The organism is Umezawaea beigongshangensis (assembly GCF_016464305.1).
GTDB classification, from domain to species: domain Bacteria; phylum Actinomycetota; class Actinomycetes; order Mycobacteriales; family Pseudonocardiaceae; genus Umezawaea_A; species Umezawaea_A beigongshangensis.
In genome coordinates, this window is the sequence record NZ_JAEIOJ010000002.1 from 538,706 (window position 1) to 554,643 (window position 15,938).

At 72.4% G+C, this 15,938-nt stretch carries 16 protein-coding genes; 5 read left to right on the forward strand and 11 right to left on the reverse strand.

The features are described 5' to 3' along the window. Positions 1 to 54: 54 nt before the first annotated feature. From IMZ35_RS07005 to IMZ35_RS07025, 5 genes are all read right to left on the reverse strand, one after another. Positions 55 to 1,152 (reverse strand): AAA family ATPase, encoded by a 1,098-nt coding sequence (locus IMZ35_RS07005; RefSeq protein WP_307867828.1) that lies wholly within the window; start codon positions 1,150 to 1,152, stop codon positions 55 to 57. Between the two features lie 163 nt (positions 1,153 to 1,315). Beyond that, on the reverse strand, positions 1,316 to 1,858 hold the full coding sequence (mobA, locus tag IMZ35_RS07010; RefSeq protein WP_199440078.1) for a molybdenum cofactor guanylyltransferase: 543 nt from the start codon (positions 1,856 to 1,858) through the stop codon (positions 1,316 to 1,318). Positions 1,859 to 1,973: 115 nt separating this feature from the next. Continuing rightward, on the reverse strand, positions 1,974 to 3,371 hold the full coding sequence (locus IMZ35_RS07015) for an NlpC/P60 family protein (RefSeq protein ID WP_438816832.1): 1,398 nt from the start codon (positions 3,369 to 3,371) through the stop codon (positions 1,974 to 1,976). Positions 3,372 to 3,575: 204 nt separating this feature from the next. Beyond that, positions 3,576 to 3,983: a RidA family protein gene (locus IMZ35_RS07020; RefSeq protein ID WP_199440079.1), complete on the reverse strand. Its 408-nt coding sequence runs from the start codon at positions 3,981 to 3,983 to the stop codon at positions 3,576 to 3,578. 64 nt (positions 3,984 to 4,047) lie between these two features. Then, positions 4,048 to 4,455 (reverse strand): RidA family protein, encoded by a 408-nt coding sequence (locus IMZ35_RS07025; RefSeq protein ID WP_199440080.1) that lies wholly within the window; start codon positions 4,453 to 4,455, stop codon positions 4,048 to 4,050. Positions 4,456 to 4,531: 76 nt separating this feature from the next. Between IMZ35_RS07025 and IMZ35_RS07030 the strand changes: the two genes are divergently transcribed. Then, the gene (locus IMZ35_RS07030) at positions 4,532 to 5,185 is read left to right on the forward strand and encodes a TetR/AcrR family transcriptional regulator (RefSeq protein ID WP_199440081.1); all 654 of its coding nucleotides are present in this window, start codon (positions 4,532 to 4,534) and stop codon (positions 5,183 to 5,185) included. On the opposite strand, the gene IMZ35_RS07035 is transcribed toward IMZ35_RS07030, so the two are convergent. Beyond that, positions 5,136 to 6,674 carry an AMP-binding protein gene (locus tag IMZ35_RS07035; RefSeq protein ID WP_199440082.1) on the reverse strand — a complete coding sequence of 513 codons (1,539 nt, stop codon included), beginning with the start codon at positions 6,672 to 6,674 and terminating at the stop codon, positions 5,136 to 5,138. The two genes, IMZ35_RS07030 and IMZ35_RS07035, sit on opposite strands and share 50 nt — an antisense overlap. A gap of 55 nt (positions 6,675 to 6,729) precedes the next feature. Further along, positions 6,730 to 7,458 carry an SIR2 family NAD-dependent protein deacylase gene (locus IMZ35_RS07040; protein WP_307867829.1) on the reverse strand — a complete coding sequence of 243 codons (729 nt, stop codon included), beginning with the start codon at positions 7,456 to 7,458 and terminating at the stop codon, positions 6,730 to 6,732. 243 nt (positions 7,459 to 7,701) lie between these two features. Here IMZ35_RS07040 and IMZ35_RS07045 point away from each other — a divergent pair, with 243 nt between their 5' ends. The 3 genes from IMZ35_RS07045 to IMZ35_RS07055 all read left to right on the forward strand — a co-directional run bounded on the left by IMZ35_RS07045 (position 7,702) and on the right by IMZ35_RS07055 (position 10,591). After that, positions 7,702 to 8,064 (forward strand): hypothetical protein, encoded by a 363-nt coding sequence (locus tag IMZ35_RS07045; RefSeq protein WP_199440083.1) that lies wholly within the window; start codon positions 7,702 to 7,704, stop codon positions 8,062 to 8,064. Further along, positions 8,061 to 9,590 (forward strand): DUF3824 domain-containing protein, encoded by a 1,530-nt coding sequence (locus IMZ35_RS07050; RefSeq protein WP_199440084.1) that lies wholly within the window; start codon positions 8,061 to 8,063, stop codon positions 9,588 to 9,590. Before IMZ35_RS07045 ends, IMZ35_RS07050 begins: the two co-directional genes overlap by 4 nt. Positions 9,591 to 9,739: 149 nt before the next feature. Continuing rightward, positions 9,740 to 10,591, forward strand: coding sequence for a hypothetical protein (locus IMZ35_RS07055; RefSeq protein ID WP_199440085.1), 852 nt, complete (start codon positions 9,740 to 9,742; stop codon positions 10,589 to 10,591). Here the strand turns inward: IMZ35_RS07055 and IMZ35_RS07060 are convergent. From IMZ35_RS07060 to IMZ35_RS07070, 4 genes are all read right to left on the reverse strand, one after another. After that, positions 10,588 to 11,007, reverse strand: coding sequence for a nuclear transport factor 2 family protein (locus IMZ35_RS07060; RefSeq protein ID WP_199440086.1), 420 nt, complete (start codon positions 11,005 to 11,007; stop codon positions 10,588 to 10,590). The two genes, IMZ35_RS07055 and IMZ35_RS07060, sit on opposite strands and share 4 nt — an antisense overlap. A gap of 86 nt (positions 11,008 to 11,093) precedes the next feature. After that, positions 11,094 to 11,213 (reverse strand): DUF397 domain-containing protein, encoded by a 120-nt coding sequence (locus IMZ35_RS07065; RefSeq protein ID WP_307867830.1) that lies wholly within the window; start codon positions 11,211 to 11,213, stop codon positions 11,094 to 11,096. Next, complete coding sequence (locus IMZ35_RS30450) at positions 11,173 to 12,090, reverse strand: helix-turn-helix domain-containing protein (protein WP_307867831.1); 918 nt, start codon at positions 12,088 to 12,090, stop codon at positions 11,173 to 11,175. The genes IMZ35_RS07065 and IMZ35_RS30450 overlap by 41 nt, the downstream gene beginning before the upstream one ends. A 162-nt stretch (positions 12,091 to 12,252) precedes the next feature. Then, the gene (locus tag IMZ35_RS07070; protein WP_199440087.1) at positions 12,253 to 13,443 is read right to left on the reverse strand and encodes an acyltransferase family protein; all 1,191 of its coding nucleotides are present in this window, start codon (positions 13,441 to 13,443) and stop codon (positions 12,253 to 12,255) included. Positions 13,444 to 13,860: 417 nt separating this feature from the next. On the opposite strand from IMZ35_RS07070, the gene IMZ35_RS07075 reads away from it, so the two are divergent. After that, positions 13,861 to 15,918, forward strand: a complete 2,058-nt coding sequence (locus IMZ35_RS07075) for an AAA family ATPase (RefSeq protein WP_307867832.1) — start codon at positions 13,861 to 13,863, stop codon at positions 15,916 to 15,918. Positions 15,919 to 15,938 lie beyond the last annotated feature (20 nt).

A 15,938-nucleotide genomic window follows, 5' to 3' on the forward strand; every position in this document is an offset into this window, starting at 1 on the left:
CCCACGACGGCCGTCCGGAACCGACGGCGGGGTCCTCGGCGGTCTCGCGCTGGGTCACGGCCGCCCGTTCGTCCCGGCCTGCGCGGGGTGCACGGCCGGCGCCATCGGCTGCCCGCTGGGCTGAGGCCGCGCGGAGACCTGCGGGAGCGGAACGGTCTGCAACACCCTGGTGATGATGTGGTCCAGCGGAACCGAGTCGGCGAGCGCGTCGTAGGACAGCACGAGGCGGTGGCGCAGCACGTCGGGCACCACGTCCACCACGTCCTGCGGCAGCACGTAGTCGCGGCCGCGGACCAGCGCGAGGGCGCGGGCGGCGGCGATGATGCCGAGGCTCGCACGCGGCGAGGCCCCGTAGGCGACCCAGCTGGCGACGTCGGCGAGTCCGTGCTCGTTGGGCGCGCGGGTGGCGATGACCAGGCGGACGACGTAGTCGACCAGCGCGTGGTGCACGAAGACGCGGGACGCGACGCCCTGGAGGCGGGTCAGCTCCTCGGGGCTGAGGACCTGCGACGGCACGGGCGCTTCGACGCCCATGCGGTAGACGATCTCCCGCTCCTCCTCGGCCGACGGGTACTCGACCTGGATCTTGAACAGGAAGCGGTCGCGCTGCGCCTCGGGCAGCGGGTAGACGCCCTCGTTCTCGATCGGGTTCTGCGTCGCCAGGACCAGGAACGGGGTGGGCATCGGGAAGGTCTTGCCGCCGATGGAGACGTGCCGCTCGGCCATGACCTCCAGCATCGCGGACTGGACCTTGGCGGGCGCGCGGTTGATCTCGTCGGCGAGGACGAAGTTCGCCACCACCGGGCCGAGCTCGACGTCGAAGCTCTCGGTGCTCTGCCGGTAGATGCGGGTGCCCAGGATGTCGGCGGGCACCAGGTCGGGGGTGAACTGCACGCGGGAGAACGTGCCGCCGACGACGGTCGCGAACGTCTCCACGGCCAGGGTCTTCGCGACGCCGGGCACGCCCTCGAGCAGCAGGTGCCCCTTGGCGAGCAGGCCCACGAGCATCCGCTCGACCAACCGGTCCTGCCCGACGATCACGCGCTTGACCTCGAACACGGTGCGTTCGAGGAGCTGGGCGTCGCGAGCGGGGCTGTTCGGGCCCTGCTGAGCGCTCACCGAACCCTCGGGACCGGGACCGGACTCGGTCACGTGCGAACCTCCTACTGCGGCGGAGCTGTGCGTGCGAACCCGACGGTCCGCGCGCACAGTCAACCCGTCGCCCGGTGAGACGCCTGTGAAGGGTCCTGTCAGGACGGCCGGGCGAACCGCGATCTCCCGCCGGAACGCGGAGAGCGCGGCGGAGATCGGGGGATCAGGTGAACCTCGCCAGATCGGCGGGGGTGTCGACGTCGTCGCTCTCGCCGGGCTCGGCGGGGACGAGGACGGCGTCCAGCGCGCCCAGCACCGAGCGCAGCGACCGTCCGGCCGGGTCGGCGGGCAGCGCGGCGCGCAGGGCCTTCGCGCGCCACGCGCTGGTGAGCCACTGCGCGCGGCCGTCGGCGTCGACCAGCAGCGCGCCGTCGACGCCGATCCGGTCCAGGAGCCGGGTGATCGTGGCGGAGGTCGTGCCGGGCTGGTCGACGGCGAGCAGCACGACGTGTCGGGTCTCCACGTGCGCCAGCCCCGCGGCGACCCCGGCCAGCGGTCCGCCGCCCGGCGGGTCCTCGCGCGCCCACGTCACGTCGCCGCGGACGGCGCGCTCCGGCCCGACCACGACGATCCGCTCGGCGTCGTCCAGGACGCCGACGAGCCGGTCGAGCAGGGTGCGCCCGCCGATCTCGATCGCGGCCTTGTCCACCCCGCCGAGCCTGGTCCCGCTCCCACCGGCGAGGACCACCGCGCTCCACCCCGTCACACCGGCACCCTAACCCCGCGAGCGGGGCGGTCGAGCACGCCGAATGCGCTCACCGGTCCCAAACGCTCCACTCGGGGTGCTCGAACGCTCCACTCGGGGTGCCTGAACGCTCAACTCAGAGGAGGCGGGTGGCGTGGGGGACGATCCCGCCGTAGCGGACCGGGGCCACGCGGACGCTCGCGCCGGAGTGCGGGGCCTCGACCATCATCCCGTCGCCCAGGTACAGGGCGACGTGCGTGCCGCCGTTCGGGCCCCAGAACAGCATGTCGCCGCGTCTGGCCTGGGCCAGGGGCACCCGGCGACCGGCCGTGTACTGGTAACCGCTGTAGTGCGGCAGGCGGACGCCCGCGCCGGCGAACGCGTACATCATCAGGCCGGAGCAGTCGAAGCCCACGCTGCGGTAGTCGCCGAAGGAGTCGGCCACACCTCCGTCGCGAATGCCGATCGTGGGGCCGTCGTAGTTGCCGCCGCCCCAGGAGTACCGCACGCCGAGCTGCCGCAGCGCCCGCGCGATCACGACCTCCACGTCACCGACCGGCGCGGGGGCGGGGGCGACGTGCTGCTGCACCGGAGCGGTCACCGCGACCGGCCTCGGCGCGGGCGGCGGAACGGGTGACGGCGCGGGCGGAACGGGCGGAGCGGGCGGCGGAGCGACCGGGGTCACGGCTTCCGCGGCGGCACGCGCCGCCGCCTCCTCCTCGGCCCGGCGAGCCGCGTCCCACGCGGCGTACTGACCGCGCTGCGCCTCCAGACCGCCGACGGCCTCGTGCGCCCGCACCAGTTCCGCCTCGACGGCCGCGCGGTCGCGCTCGACCTCCGCGGCGCGGGACTCCTGCTCCTGCCGCGCCCGCACGGCGGCCCGCTGCGCCGCGTCGGCCTCGTGCGCGGCCCGGTCCGCCGCCGCCCGCTTCTCCTCGGCGAGACCGAGGGCGGCACGGGCGGCGGCGTCCTTGTTGCCCTGCTCGGTGCGGGCGCGCTCCAGCTGCTCCATCGCGTCGAGGCCCGAACCGCTGACGGCCTCCAGCATCTGCGCCCTGGCCAACAGGTCCTCCGGGCTGCGAGCACCGACGAACGCGGTGATCGACCCGACCGTGCTGCCCTGCTGGAAGCTGGCGCCCGCGAACTCGTCGAGCTGGTCGCGTCCCTCCTCGACGGACGCGGCCGCCGCGTCGGCCTCGGCGCGCGCCGCCTCGGCCTCCGCGGCGGCACGCGCCGCCTCGGCCCGCGCGTTCTCCACGTCGACGAGGGCCTTGTTCGTGTCCTCCATGGCCCGCGCGACGTCGTCGCCGAGCTGGTGCAGGAGCGCCCTGGCTCCGGTGAGGCGGCCGGTCAGCTCACCGACCCGGCCCGCCCTCTCGTCGGCCTCGGCACGTCCGGCGCCGAGCTCGGCGTCGCCGGGGTTCGGCGGTGGTGGGGCGGCGACCGCCCGACCTCCCAGCACCAGCACGATCACCAGCGCGAGAACGGCGGACACCGCCGATCGGACCACACCCCGTCGTACGAACAAGACCACTCCTCCCGACCGAACGGCCGATCCGGTGTGCACCGAACGGCGTCGTGCGGACACCCTCCGAGAGCGTGCCACCGGGTTCGTGGTCTTTCCACTCGTCACAGGAGGAACGGAGACATCGTCAACCACTCGTGTCACACCGATCACCGCAAACCTCCGGGTTCGCACGAGTCGCGGCACCCGGAGGACGCGACGAGCGCCCGGCGGTCAGTCGAGGACCGCGGTGGCGTCGACCTCCACCAGGAGGTCGGGGGTGAAGGGGGCGGCGATGCCCACCAGCGTGATCGGGGGGATCGGGACGGCTCCCAGCTTCTCCCCCGCCCTGGCGATCCCCTCCATCAGCAGCGGCATCTTGTCGAGGTGCCAGTCGGAGACGTAGACGGTCAGCTTCGCCACGTCGCCGAAGGAACCGCCGACCCCGGCCAGCGCGGTGGCGACGTTCAGGTAGCACTGCTCGACCTGAGCGGCCAGGTCGCCCACGCCGACCGTGTTCCCGTCGGCGTCCCAGGCGACCTGGCCCGCGATGGACACCAGCCTCGACCCGGTGGCCACCGACACCTGCCGGTACGCCTCGACCTGCGGCAAGCCGCTGGGGTTCACCAGGGTGATGGTCATTCTTCCTCCTCGCCAGGAGCCCGCGGGCTCGTGTTCTTCCCGGTCACGGCAGAGCTGTGCGCGTTCAGTCGGCGACCGCGGTGGCCTCGACCTCGACCAGGAGGTCCGGCTCGGCCAGCGCGGCGACGCCGATCAGCGTGCCGGGCGGGACCGGAGTGCCCCCCAGCTTGGCGGAGGCCCGCGCGACGCCCTCCAGGAACAGGGGCATCTTGTCCGCGGTCCAGTCGACGACGTAGACCGTCAGCTTCGCGACGTCGTCGAAGGAGGCACCGACCCCGGCCAGCGCGGTGGCGACGTTCAGGTAGCACTGTTCGAGCTGGGCGGCCAGGTCGCCCTCGCCGATCCGGTTGCCGTCGGCGTCGCGGGCGACCTGACCGGCGACGAACACCAGCTTCGATCCCGTGGCGACCGACACCTGGCGGTAGACGTCGACCTTCGGCAGTCCTTCGGGGTTCACCAGGGTGATGGCCATGCTGACTCCTCGTCGTGAGAGTCCGGAGATCCGGACCTCTGAACCATAGCACTGCAATGCTATGTAACCTGACGCCATGCCCAGGTCGAAGGATCCGGCGGTCCGCACGCTGCTCGTCGAACGCGCCGCGCACATGCTCCGCACCCGCGAGCCCATCACCCTGCGCTCACTGGTGGCCGGGACCTGCGTCTCGACGATGGCCGTCTACACGCACTTCGGCGGCATGGACGGCATGTGGAAGGCCGTGCGGCAGGAGGGCTTCACCCGTCTCGCGGCGAGGTTCGCGGCGGTGCCCACGTCCGAGGACCCGGTGCTGGACCTGACCGCCCTGGTCTCCGCCTACGTCGGCAACGCCCTGGACCACCCCGACCTGTACCGGGTCATGTTCGACGCGAACTTCGACCTGGAGGACCTCGCGGCCGCGGACGCGACGCTGGAGCACATGGTCCAGGCCGCCGACCGGGGCAGGGCGGCCGGGCGCTTCCGCGCGGGCACCGTCCCGCTGGAGCTGGCCACCCAGAGCTGGGCCGTCACCCACGGGCTGGTCTCACTGGTCGCCAACGGCCCCCTGCCGCACCAGACGCTCGACCACACCGCATCCCTGCTGGCCGCGCTGTTCGTCAGCACGGGAGACGACCCGGCCAGGTGCCGCCGGTCGGTGGAGAGCGGCTGGACGGTCCCTAGTCCACGCCGCGCTCCGGATCCTCCCAGTAGGGAGCCCGGAGCTTGAACTTCTGGATCTTGCCGGTGGCCGTGCGCGGGATCTCCGCGCGGAACTCCACCGACGTGGGCGCCTTGTACCCGGCGAGCCGGTCCTTGCAGTGCGCGATCAGCTCCGCCTCCGTGGCCGCGGCGCCCTCCGCGAGCACGACGAGCGCCGTGACCGTCTCGCCCCACCGCTCGTGCGGCACGCCGATCACCGCCACCTCGGCCACGGCCGGATGGGCGAAGAGGGCGTCCTCGACCTCGGTGGACGACACGTTCTCCCCGCCGGTGATGATCACGTCCTTCTTCCGGTCGGAGATCGTGAGGTGGCCGTCGGAGTCGAGGTGGCCGCCGTCACCGGTGTGGAACCACCCGTCCTCCAGCGCCCGCGCCGTGGCGTCCGGGTCGTCCCAGTAGCCGTCCATGACGACGTTGGAGCGGGCGAGCACCTCGCCGTCCCCGGAGATCCGCAGCCGCGCCCCCAGCGCGGGGGCTCCGGCGCGCGACAGCGAGCGGGCGCGCTCGGCCACGGGCAGGTCCACGTCCTGCGGGCGGGTGCGGTTGACCGTGAGCAGCGGCGAGGTCTCGGTCAGCCCGTAGATCTGGAGGAACTCCCAGCCCAGCTCGTCGAGCACCCGCTCGATGGTGCGGCTGGGCGGCGGTGCGCCCGCGACGACGACGCGCACCCGGTCGCGGCCGGGGATCTCGCCCTCCCACGTCTGCGCGGCGTCGAGCACCGCGTTCCACACGGCGGGCGCACCGCACATCAGGGTCACGCCGTGGTCCCGGACCCGGCGCAGGATCTCCGCTCCGTCGACCTTGCGCAGCACCACCTGCGGCACGCCGAGCCCGGCCAGCCCGAACGGCATCCCCCAGCCGTTGCAGTGGAACATCGGCAGCACGTGCAGGTAGACGTCCCGCTCCCAGAGGCGGGTGTGCATCGCGAAGGTGACGGCGTTCAGCCAGAGGTTGCGGTGGGTCAGCCGCACGCCCTTGGGACGCGCGGTCGTGCCGGAGGTGTAGTTGATCGTGGCCGTGGCGTCCTCGTCCGGCGCGCTCCAGGGCACCGGTTCGACGCCGAAGCGCATCAGCTCCGCGTCGGTCCGCTCGCCGAGGACGAAGCGGTGGGGCGCGGTCACCCCGGCCAGCGCCGCGTCCAGCTCGGGGTCGACGAGCAGCACCGACGCGCCGCTGTGCTCGACGACGTAGGACACCTCGTCGCGACGGAGCCGGAAGTTGATCGGCACGCACACCCGGCCGCTCGCGGGCACGGCGTGCAGCAGTTCCAGCAGTCGCGCGGAGTTGTGGCTGACCACCGCGACCCGCTCGCCCTCGCCGACGCCCAGCGCGTCCAGCCCCGCCTGCCAGGCGCGAGCGCGGACGGCCAGCTCGCCGTAGGTCGTCGCGGGCACGGGCGCGGCCGGCTGCCCCGGCTCGTCCACGACCGCGGTGGTGTCGGCGAACACGACCTCCGCCCGGTCCAGGAAGTCGGCGACGGTCAGGGGAACGCGCATCCCAGCACCTCCACGTGCTCCGGGTGACCTGGACACTAGAGGAGGGTGACGGCGATCACCACGTGCTCGGGTCGCCCCACGAGCGGTAGGTCCCGGCGCCGGTGAAGGGAACCGCGGCCAGTTCGGGCAGCACCTCGGCGACGGGCGCGCGCAGCACCACGGCCGCCAGGTCGTCGCAGGGCGTCGGCTCCGCGTTGCAGACCACGACGGTCGCGCCCGCTCTGCGCGCCAGGTCGACCAGGCTCGCGGCCGGCTCGACCAGCAGCGAGGTGCCCGCGACGAGCATCAGGTCGCAGTCCACGGCCGCCGTGCGGGCCCGGCGCAGCACGTCGGCGTCCAGCGGCTGCCCGAAGGGGACGGTCGTGGACGCGAGGACACCGCAGCACGTCCAGCAGTCCGGGTCCTCCTCCCCCGCCCGCACCCGGTCCAGCGCGTCGCTCATCGCGCCGCGCGCGCCGCAGGACAGGCACACGGTGCCGAAGAGCGAGCCGTGCAGCTCCACGACGAGCGCGGGGTCCGACCCCGCGGCCCCGTGCAGTCCGTCGACGTTCTGCGTGAGCAGGGCCCGCAACCTCCCCGACCGCTCCAGCTCCACCAGCGCGCGGTGCGCGGCGTTCGGCGCGGCCGACCACGCGGGGTGGTCGAGGCGGAAGCGCCAGGACGCGCGGCGCACCTCGCGGTCACGGGCGTAGGCGTCGAGCGTGAATCCGCGACCGGTGTCGACGTCGGCCGTCCGCGAACCGGCGGAACCGCGGAAGTCGGGAATTCCGGAATCCGTCGACACGCCGGCTCCGGTGAGCGCGGTGATGCGGTGAGCGGAGGCGAACGCGGTCCTCGCCGCCGTTGTTTTCCTGCTGTCGTGCACGCCCCACGGTCGCACGCGCGCCAGCGAGAACACCACTCGGCCGGCGTCCGGGCGTGAGACGGTGTGCGCGTGCGCAGAACGTGGATTGGTGCAGGTTGCGCCGCAGTGGGCTTGGTCACGACGGCGGCGGGGACGTTCCTCCCCTGGCTTCGTTCCGGAACTGTGACCAGAACCAGTTACGAAGTGCTCGCTCTACGTGGTTTCGCCGGGTTGGACAATGTGACGGGCGAACTGGTGCGGGCCGCGTGGGTGGCCGTGACACCCGTCGCACTGCTGTGCGCGGTGCTGTTCGCGGCACGATTCCACCGATTCGGGGCGTGGCTCGCGATTATCTTTGGCACGATCACGGGAACGGTGGCGGCACTGGCTGCCGTCCAAGGGGGCAACGAGGGTTCACTGGTCGGCATCAGCCGTACCGGGCCGGTCGTCACCCTCGGTGGTGCCGCACTGGTGATCGCGGGGGCGATCACCGTGCTCATCACGAGGGCCCGCAAGAACGTCAGCACTTCAGGAGGAACACCGTGACCTACCCAGGTGGCGGCGGGGGCGACTGGTCTCCGCAGAACCCGCAGCAGAACCCGCAGTTCGGGCAGCAGTACGGCGGCAACCCGCCGAGCGGTCCCCAGCCCGTGCAGGGGCAGCCGGGCCAGTACCCCCAGACCGGCCAGTTCCCGCCCACCGGTCCGCAGCCCCAGCAGTTCGGGCAGCAGCAGCCGTTCGGCCAGCAGCCCCACGGTCAGCAGCCCCAGTTCGGGCAGCAGCCGTTCGGTCAGCAGCAGTTCGGGCAGCAGCCGCAGTACGGCCAGCAGCCGTTCGGGCAGCAGCCGAAGAAGAAGCGCACCGCACTGGTGATCACGTCGGTCGTGGCCGTCGTGGCGCTCGCCGCCGGCACCGTCGCGACGGTCTGGGCGATCCGCAGCTCCGACTCCGCCGCCGCGGGTGCGCCGAGCCCGGCCGCCGCAGCCAGCAACCTGATGAACTCGCTGGGCAGCGGCGACGTCATCGGCATCATGAACGGTCTGGCCCCCGCCGAGGCGAAGCTCTCCAAGGACTACACCGAGCAGACCGTCCAGGAGCTGAAGCGGCTGGAGATCCTGAAGCCGGAGGCCGACCCGAACAAGGTCACCGGCGTCGAGTTCAAGGCCGAGGGCATCACCTTCGACGAGGGCGCGGCCGAGCAGGTCAACAACCACGTCACGATCAACAAGCTGACCGCGGGCACGATCACCGTCACGTCCGACGTCCGGCAGATCCCGTTGACGGACAAGCTCGTCGACGCGCTCGGCTCGGAGTTCGACCAGCAGTCGCCCGAGACCGAGACGATCGACCTCGCGCAGAAGATCCGCGACGAGAACGACGGCGAGCCCTTCCGCATCGCGACCGTGAAGGTCGGCGACGAGTGGTACCCGAGCATCTTCTACACGCTGGCGGACTACGCGCTCGCCGAGGAGGGCCTGAAGTGGCCGTCGACCGGCATCGCCGCCGCCGGTGCGGGTTCCGCCGGTGACGCCGCCAAGCAGATGATCGAGGCCGCGCTCGACAGCGACCTGGAGAAGGTCATCGCCCTGCTCCCGCCGGACGAGCTGGGCGTGCTCCAGGACGTCGGCCCCGTGCTCGTGGAGCAGATGGGCGGCAGCGCGCCGACCGGCGCGAAGCTGCTGGCGCTGGAGACCGACGAGAAGGAGGTCACCGGCGGCACCCTGCTGACCGTGAAGAAGCTGTCGGTCGAGGCCGACGGCGAGAAGGTCGACGTGTCCCGCGACGGCGACTGCTACACGGTGGCGGCGCAGGGCGACTCGCAGAAGCTGTGCGCCGACGAGGTCACGCAGCTCATCGAGCAGCAGGGTGGCAGCGACCTGCCGCCCGCCGCCGTCGACGTGATGGGCCGGCTGGCCAGCGGCCTCATGCAGGAGGGCGTCGGCGTGGTCGCGACCGAGGTCGACGGGAAGTTCTACGTCAGCCCGTTCCGCACCTACAGCGAGCTGCTGCTGACGGTCGTCCGCCAGCTGGAGGCGAAGGACGTCGACGAGCTGCTGAAGGCCGCGAAGTAGTCGTCGCAGCACGTCCGAGGCCCCGCCGCTTGCTCCGAGTGGCGGGGTCTCCGCGCGCGAACGGCGGAACCGGTGGTTCGCCGCTTCCGCCACACTCGGCCGGTCGATCCCCCGATCGGCCTCGTCACGACCTGTCGTTGAGGAAGCGCATGGACTCGCTCGCGATTGCCACCCAGGCGGTCCGCCTGGTGGCCGACCACCTCGTCACCCCCGTTCCGGAGTCCGCGGACGCCGCGGAGCGCCTGCACCGGCTGGTCCGGGAGCACCTGGGGCGGACCGAGCTGGGCGGGGCCGTGCTCGCCGGTTTCGAGGAGGACCCGCGCGACGACGACCGCAGGAGGATGGCCTCCTCGGCGCTGGCGGAGTCCGCCCGCGACGAGCACGTGGCCACCGAGCTGCGCACGGCCGTGCAAGCCGTGCTGGCACGGCGTTCCGAGGACGACCCGCTCGCCGGGCCGGGGTCGGGGCGAGCGGCGTTCGTCGTGGTGGCCGTGCTGCTGCTGGTGGTCGTGGGAGCCGTCGTCACCTACGTCGTGAGCGGAGGCGAGGACGCGGCCGGGACGGCGAGCGCCCAGACGGCGTCGGCGCAGTCGTTCGCGCGCGGCGACGAGCCCGGCGACGAGCACGTCCCGGTCGAGGAGATCGGCGTCGACCCCGGCGAGGACGGCGCGCGGGAGACCGTCGAGGCGTGGTGGGACGCGCTGGTCGCCGGGGACGCCGAGCGGGCGTGCGGACTGCTGTCGCGGGAGGTCGTGGAGAAGGCGGAGGCCACGCTCGGCGGTTGCGAGAACTACGTGGTCGAGATCGTCAACCGCGCCTCCGAGGACACCGCCGCGGACGCCGACGGCGACGGCGCCGCCGCGCTGGAGGACGCCGAGGTGACCGACGTGCAGATCACCGACGACTCGGCCGCTGTGGATCTGTCGCCGGAGGCGGACGGGGTGACCGGCGGCGAGCACGTGCGCCTGGTGCGCGAGGACGACCGCTGGGTGCTGAACTAGCTGAAGGCCCCGGCGACGGCGAGGCTGTCCTCGTAGACGTGGTGCCGGACGACGAGGCCCGCTTCGACCGTCAGGTGCAGGGCGAACCGGGCCCGGTAGGCGCGTCCCGTGGACCGTGCGGTCTGGCGGATCTCCCCGAGCACGACCGCGTCGGCACCGTCGACCAGCACGCGCTCGACCGTGGTGGCCGCCTCGCCGGGAACGTGGTGCTCGACCAGTTCGCCGAAGTGAGCGGCGGCGTCGGCGCGCGTGGACCGGTGGCGGATCCACGGGGTGGCGGCGCGGCCGTGCTCGGCCTCCGGCCAGTTCACCTTCCAGTCCACCTGCTCGGCGTACAGCTCGGCGATGCGCTCGGCGTCGCCCTCGCCGATCCGGCCGAGCAGTTCCTCCACCACGGCGCGCGTGCTCGCGGACATGTTGACCCCTCCGGTCCGACACCCGCGCCGCACCGGCACGGAGAGATCGCGATCTTGCCAGTGCGGACGAGCGGGCGTCGACCGGATTACCGGGCAGGCAGTCCGGCGACGAACTTCCGCCACGTCGACGGCCGGAACACCAGCAGCGGCCCCGCGTTCTTCGAGTCACGCACCCGCGCCCGGTCCACGGACACGGCCACCTCCACGCAGTTCCCCTCGTCGTTGCCACCGCTGTAGCTGCTCTTGCGCCACGTCATCACTTCGGCCATGAAGCGCTCCGTACTCGTCGGCCAGCCGGGTCACGAACTCCCTCGATTCTGGCTCTCCGAGGGCGAGGTCGGACAGCTCCATCACGGTGGTCCGGTACTCCGCCACGTGCGCCGGATTCTCCAGGAACACGTTCGACACCTTGTTCTCCAGGTAGACCACCGGCCGGTGGTCCGCGTTGTCGAGCAGCACGAAACTTCCCTCCCGAACACCACCGTGGGGAATCGGACCGACCGGGACGATCCGCACCACGGCCGGAGCGAACAGCAGGGCCATGAGCTGGTCGTGCATGACGCCGGTGCCACCCACCGGGCGGCGGAGAACCTGTTCGTCGACGAAGAAGACGGCGTCCGGTCGGTTCGGCCGTCGCAGCACCTCTTGACGCGTGGTGCGCAGCGGCGAGTCCTCACCGCGCAGCACTGCTTTCGTGTAGTCGGCCGATTGCAGGAGTCCGGGAATCAGCAGGCAGTCGTAGCTGGTGATGGCGGTGGCGCGGGCCTCCTCGGTCATGAGCGTGCGCACCCGCTCAGCGGGTTCGGCCCCGAAGGGTTGCACCCACACGTCCTTCTCACCACCGCGGTGCAGGGCGAGGAGGCGGGCGAGCTCGTCGCCGACGACACCGCACCTGGTCAGGTAGACGGCGACGTCGACCTCGCTGGTCCCGCGCTCGCCCGACTCCAACTTGGTGATCTTGGCGGACGACCAGCGGAGGCTCTCCGCGAGCGCGCTGCCGCCGAGCCCCGCCGCTCTGCGCCGAACGCGCAGCTCCTCGCCGAACAACCGGCTTCGTGCCGTCGAATCACGACGCAGTCCCATGTCCGGCAACGGTAGTGACCGGATCGGGCCCGAATTCCCGCCCGGGCGCGAAAGTGGACCTGAAAAGGGCAAGCGCGGGCATTTTTGACCTGCGGTACGACTTCACGCCGGGGGTCGCCGGGACCGGTTCACCGCGAACGGGCACCGGCGACCCCCGGCCCGCTACGCGGTGGTCTCGGCGGTCACCCGCGCGGGACGCCGGGTCCGCCCGCCGCCGGCGAACCCGCGCATGACCGGCCGCTCGACGCAGAAGAACAGGAGCGCGCCCACGACCAGCGTCGCGACGAGCAGCACGAGCGAGATCAGAGCGGCCGTGACGTCGTCGTGCGCGCCGCGCAGCAGCCAGCCCCCGTAGATGACCACGACGCCCTGGCACAGGTAGAAGCCGAAGGAGACGTCACCGAGCCACTGCATCGTCCGGCCGCGCAGGGCGGTGCGAGCCCCCTCGACGTCGGCCGTGGCCGCGGCGCAGATCAGCACGCCCAGCGGGATCGCGGTGACCACGTTGAACCCCCACACCACCGGCACGTGCAGCGCGACGGCGTACCCGACGACGGTCAGCAGCGCCGCGGGCAGCACGCCGATCGAGGGCCACCGGCCGACCGCCACGATCCTCGCCAGGACGATGCCCAGCACGAACTCGAACAGCCGCGACGGCGGGAAGACGTAGCCGAACCAGAACTGGAGGTCCGAGAGCGGCACGCCGCTGGACCTGGAACCGGGGACGAGGTACTGGTTCACGAGCTGGAGGGCGACCATGCCGAGGACCGCGAGGCCCGCCCAGGTCCACAGGCGACGGTCGGCGATCCGCCGGACGCCGCGCAACAGCACGGGGAACAGCAGGTAGAAGAGCAGTTCGCAGCACAGCGTCCAGGACGGCACGTTGATGCTGCGGTGGATCTCGACCTGCGGGAAGAACCCGTGCACCAGCAGCAGGTTCGGCAGGTAGGCGGTCCACGGGGTGACCGCCGAGGCGAACAGCAGGAGCGTCGCGGCCCACATGACCACGTGGTTGGGGAAGATCTTCAGCATCCGCCGCCGCCAGAACGGCCGGACCGCCTCACCGTCGCGCGCCGACCAGGTCAGCACGAAGCCGCTGAGGATGAAGAAGAACGAGACGCCGACGTAGCCCGCTCTGCTGAACAGCCAGGACAGGTCCGGCCCGACTCCGCCGCCACCGAACGGGGTGATCAGCGCGTTGGGCGGGATCGGCGAGGGCATCATCACCGTGATGTGGAAGAGGAAGACCAGCATCGCCGCGATGAACCGCAGACCGGTCAACGACGGCAGCCGCACGGCCTTCTCCGTCGGGCGAACGGGCGGTCCTGGCGACACCGATTCGGGCGAGACCATGCTTTCGTTTCCTTCCACGACAAACAGGTGAAACCATGGCAAAAAAGAGGTGCGGAGCGACTCGGGGATCACCGAGCCGCTTTCGGACCACACCGTTCCATCGCCTGGAGGAACGATCCGCAATATACGTATACCCCCGCTGACCGGCAAGGACTTCGACAAACCGGTCACACCCGGAGGTCACGGCCCGACCGTCCGCCGGAGACGAACGACCTTGATCGACATAATCCCCGCGAGCGTCCGGCGCGACATTCGCCCGGCCCGCCGTCCTCGACGAGGAGAAATTAACCGCTCGTTGAACGACGATTATTTCGCCGGGACCGACGCCGGGTTTCGACGTCGTGAACGGAATGCGAAACGTGCCACCCGCGCCACGACGGGCGTCGTCCACCCCGCGTGGGTCTAGGCTCGGTCTCCGTGAACCGGGGCGACGCACGTTCGGCGAACCGCTTGGAGCAGCGCCTGCGGGCCGCGCGGCAGCGGAACTTCGTCGGGCGTTCGGCCGAGCTGGAGCTCTTCCGGGCTGCTCTGAACGGCGGCTCGGGCGCGTTCGCGGTGCTGTTCCTGCACGGGCCGGGCGGCATCGGCAAGTCCACGCTGATGCGCCGCTTCGCCGACGAGGCCGCCGAGGCGGGCCGCGCGGTGGTCGAGGTCGACTGCCGCACGCTCCCCCCGTCCCCCGCCGCGTTCGAGGCCGACGCGGTCGAGGCGCTGGCGGTCGAGAACGCCGTGCTCCTGATCGACACGTTCGAGAGGTGCCAGGGCCTGGAGATGTGGTTGCTGGACCAGTTCCTGCCCCGCCTGCCCGCCGGGGCGGTCGTGGTGCTCGCCGGCCGCCGGCCGCCGGACCCGAGGTGGCGGGCCGACGCCGGGTGGGGCGAGGTGCTGCGCGTCGTGGCGCTGCGGAACCTGCCCCCGGAGGACGCGGTGGCGCTGCTGCGGGCGCGCGGGGTCCGTCCGCAGCTGCACGACCCGCTGCTCGGGTTCACCGGTGGCCACCCGCTCGCGCTGCGTCTCGCGGCGGAGGTCGCGGTGCAGGACGAGGGTGCCGCGGCGACGTGGACGCCGACCCGCGACGTCGTGCAGACGTTGCTGACGCACCTCGTGGGCGACGTGCCCTCCGCGGCGCACCGCACCGCGCTGGAGGTGTGCGCGCACACCCGCACGACCACCGAGGAGCTGCTGCGGGCCGCGCTGCCCGGCGAGGACGCGGCGGAGCTCTTCGCCTGGCTGCGCGGCCTGCCGTTCGTCGAGTCCGGGCCGCACGGGCTGTTCCCGCACGACGTGGTGCGCGACGCGCTCGACGCCGACCTGCGCTGGCGCGACCAGCGCGGCTACGAGGAGATGCACCGGCGCATCCACGACCACCTGGCGGAGCGCGCCCGCACCGCCAGCGGCTCGGCGGTGCTGCCCGCGACGGCGGCCGTGCTGCACCTGCAACGCCACGGCGGGGCCGATCCGCGCGACTGGGAGTGGCGCGGTGAGGGCGAGGTCTACGAGGACGTCGTCTCCCCGGACGACCGGGCGGCGCTGCTGGCGCTGGCCGCGTCGGAGGGCGCGGAGTCCGCGGCCGTCGTCGAGTTCTGGCTGGACCGGCAGCCGCGGGCGTTCCGGGTGTACCGGAGGTCGGACACCCGCGAGCTGGTCGCGTTCATGGCGTGGCTGGAGCTGACCGAGCCCCGCGAGGACGAACTGGCCGCCGATCCGGTGGCCGCGCTGGCCTGGGACCACGTGCTGACGACCGCTCCGCTGCGGCAGGGCGAGCACGTCGCGGTCCAGCGCTTCTCGGTCAAGAACTCCTACTTCGACGGGATGCCGCTGGGCGCGAACGTCGTGGAGCTGCGGACCAGCGCGAACCTGTTGCGCGCCGAGCGGATGGGGTGGTCGTTCATGACGGTGGCGCACGCGCACACGGTCGTGGACATGATGCGGCGCTTCGACATGGAGCTGATTCCCGGCGAGGCGGTCGTCGGGGAGCGCGTGCTCGGGCTGTTCGCGCACGACTGGCGCGTCGTGCCGCTGCCGCGGTGGCTGGAGCACGTCGACCGGCAGGTCCTCTCCGGTGGGCAGCCGCAGCCGCAGCGGCGGACCGAGCTGTCGGTGCTGTCGCGGCCGGAGTTCGACACGGCGGTGCGCGACGCGCTGCGGGCGTGGCAGCAGCCCGAGGTGTTCGCGGTGAACCCGCTGCTGCGCAGCAGGCTCGTCGCCGAGCGGGAGGGCGACGCGGCCGACGCGCTGCGGGACGTGCTGGTGGAGGCCGTCGACGACCTGCACGCCGATCCGCGGGCGGTGAAGCAGCACCGGGCGGTGGCGGCGACGTTCTTCCAGGGCACGGCGACGCAGGAGGTGGCGGCGGAGCGACTCGGTCTGCCGTTCAGCACCTACCGGCGGCACCTGTCGCGCGGCCTGGAGGGCGTGTGCGACCGCCTGTGGCAGCGCGAGGTGCACGGTTCGCACTCCGCGCCGGGGGCGTGATCGCGCGAGTGCTGGTCACC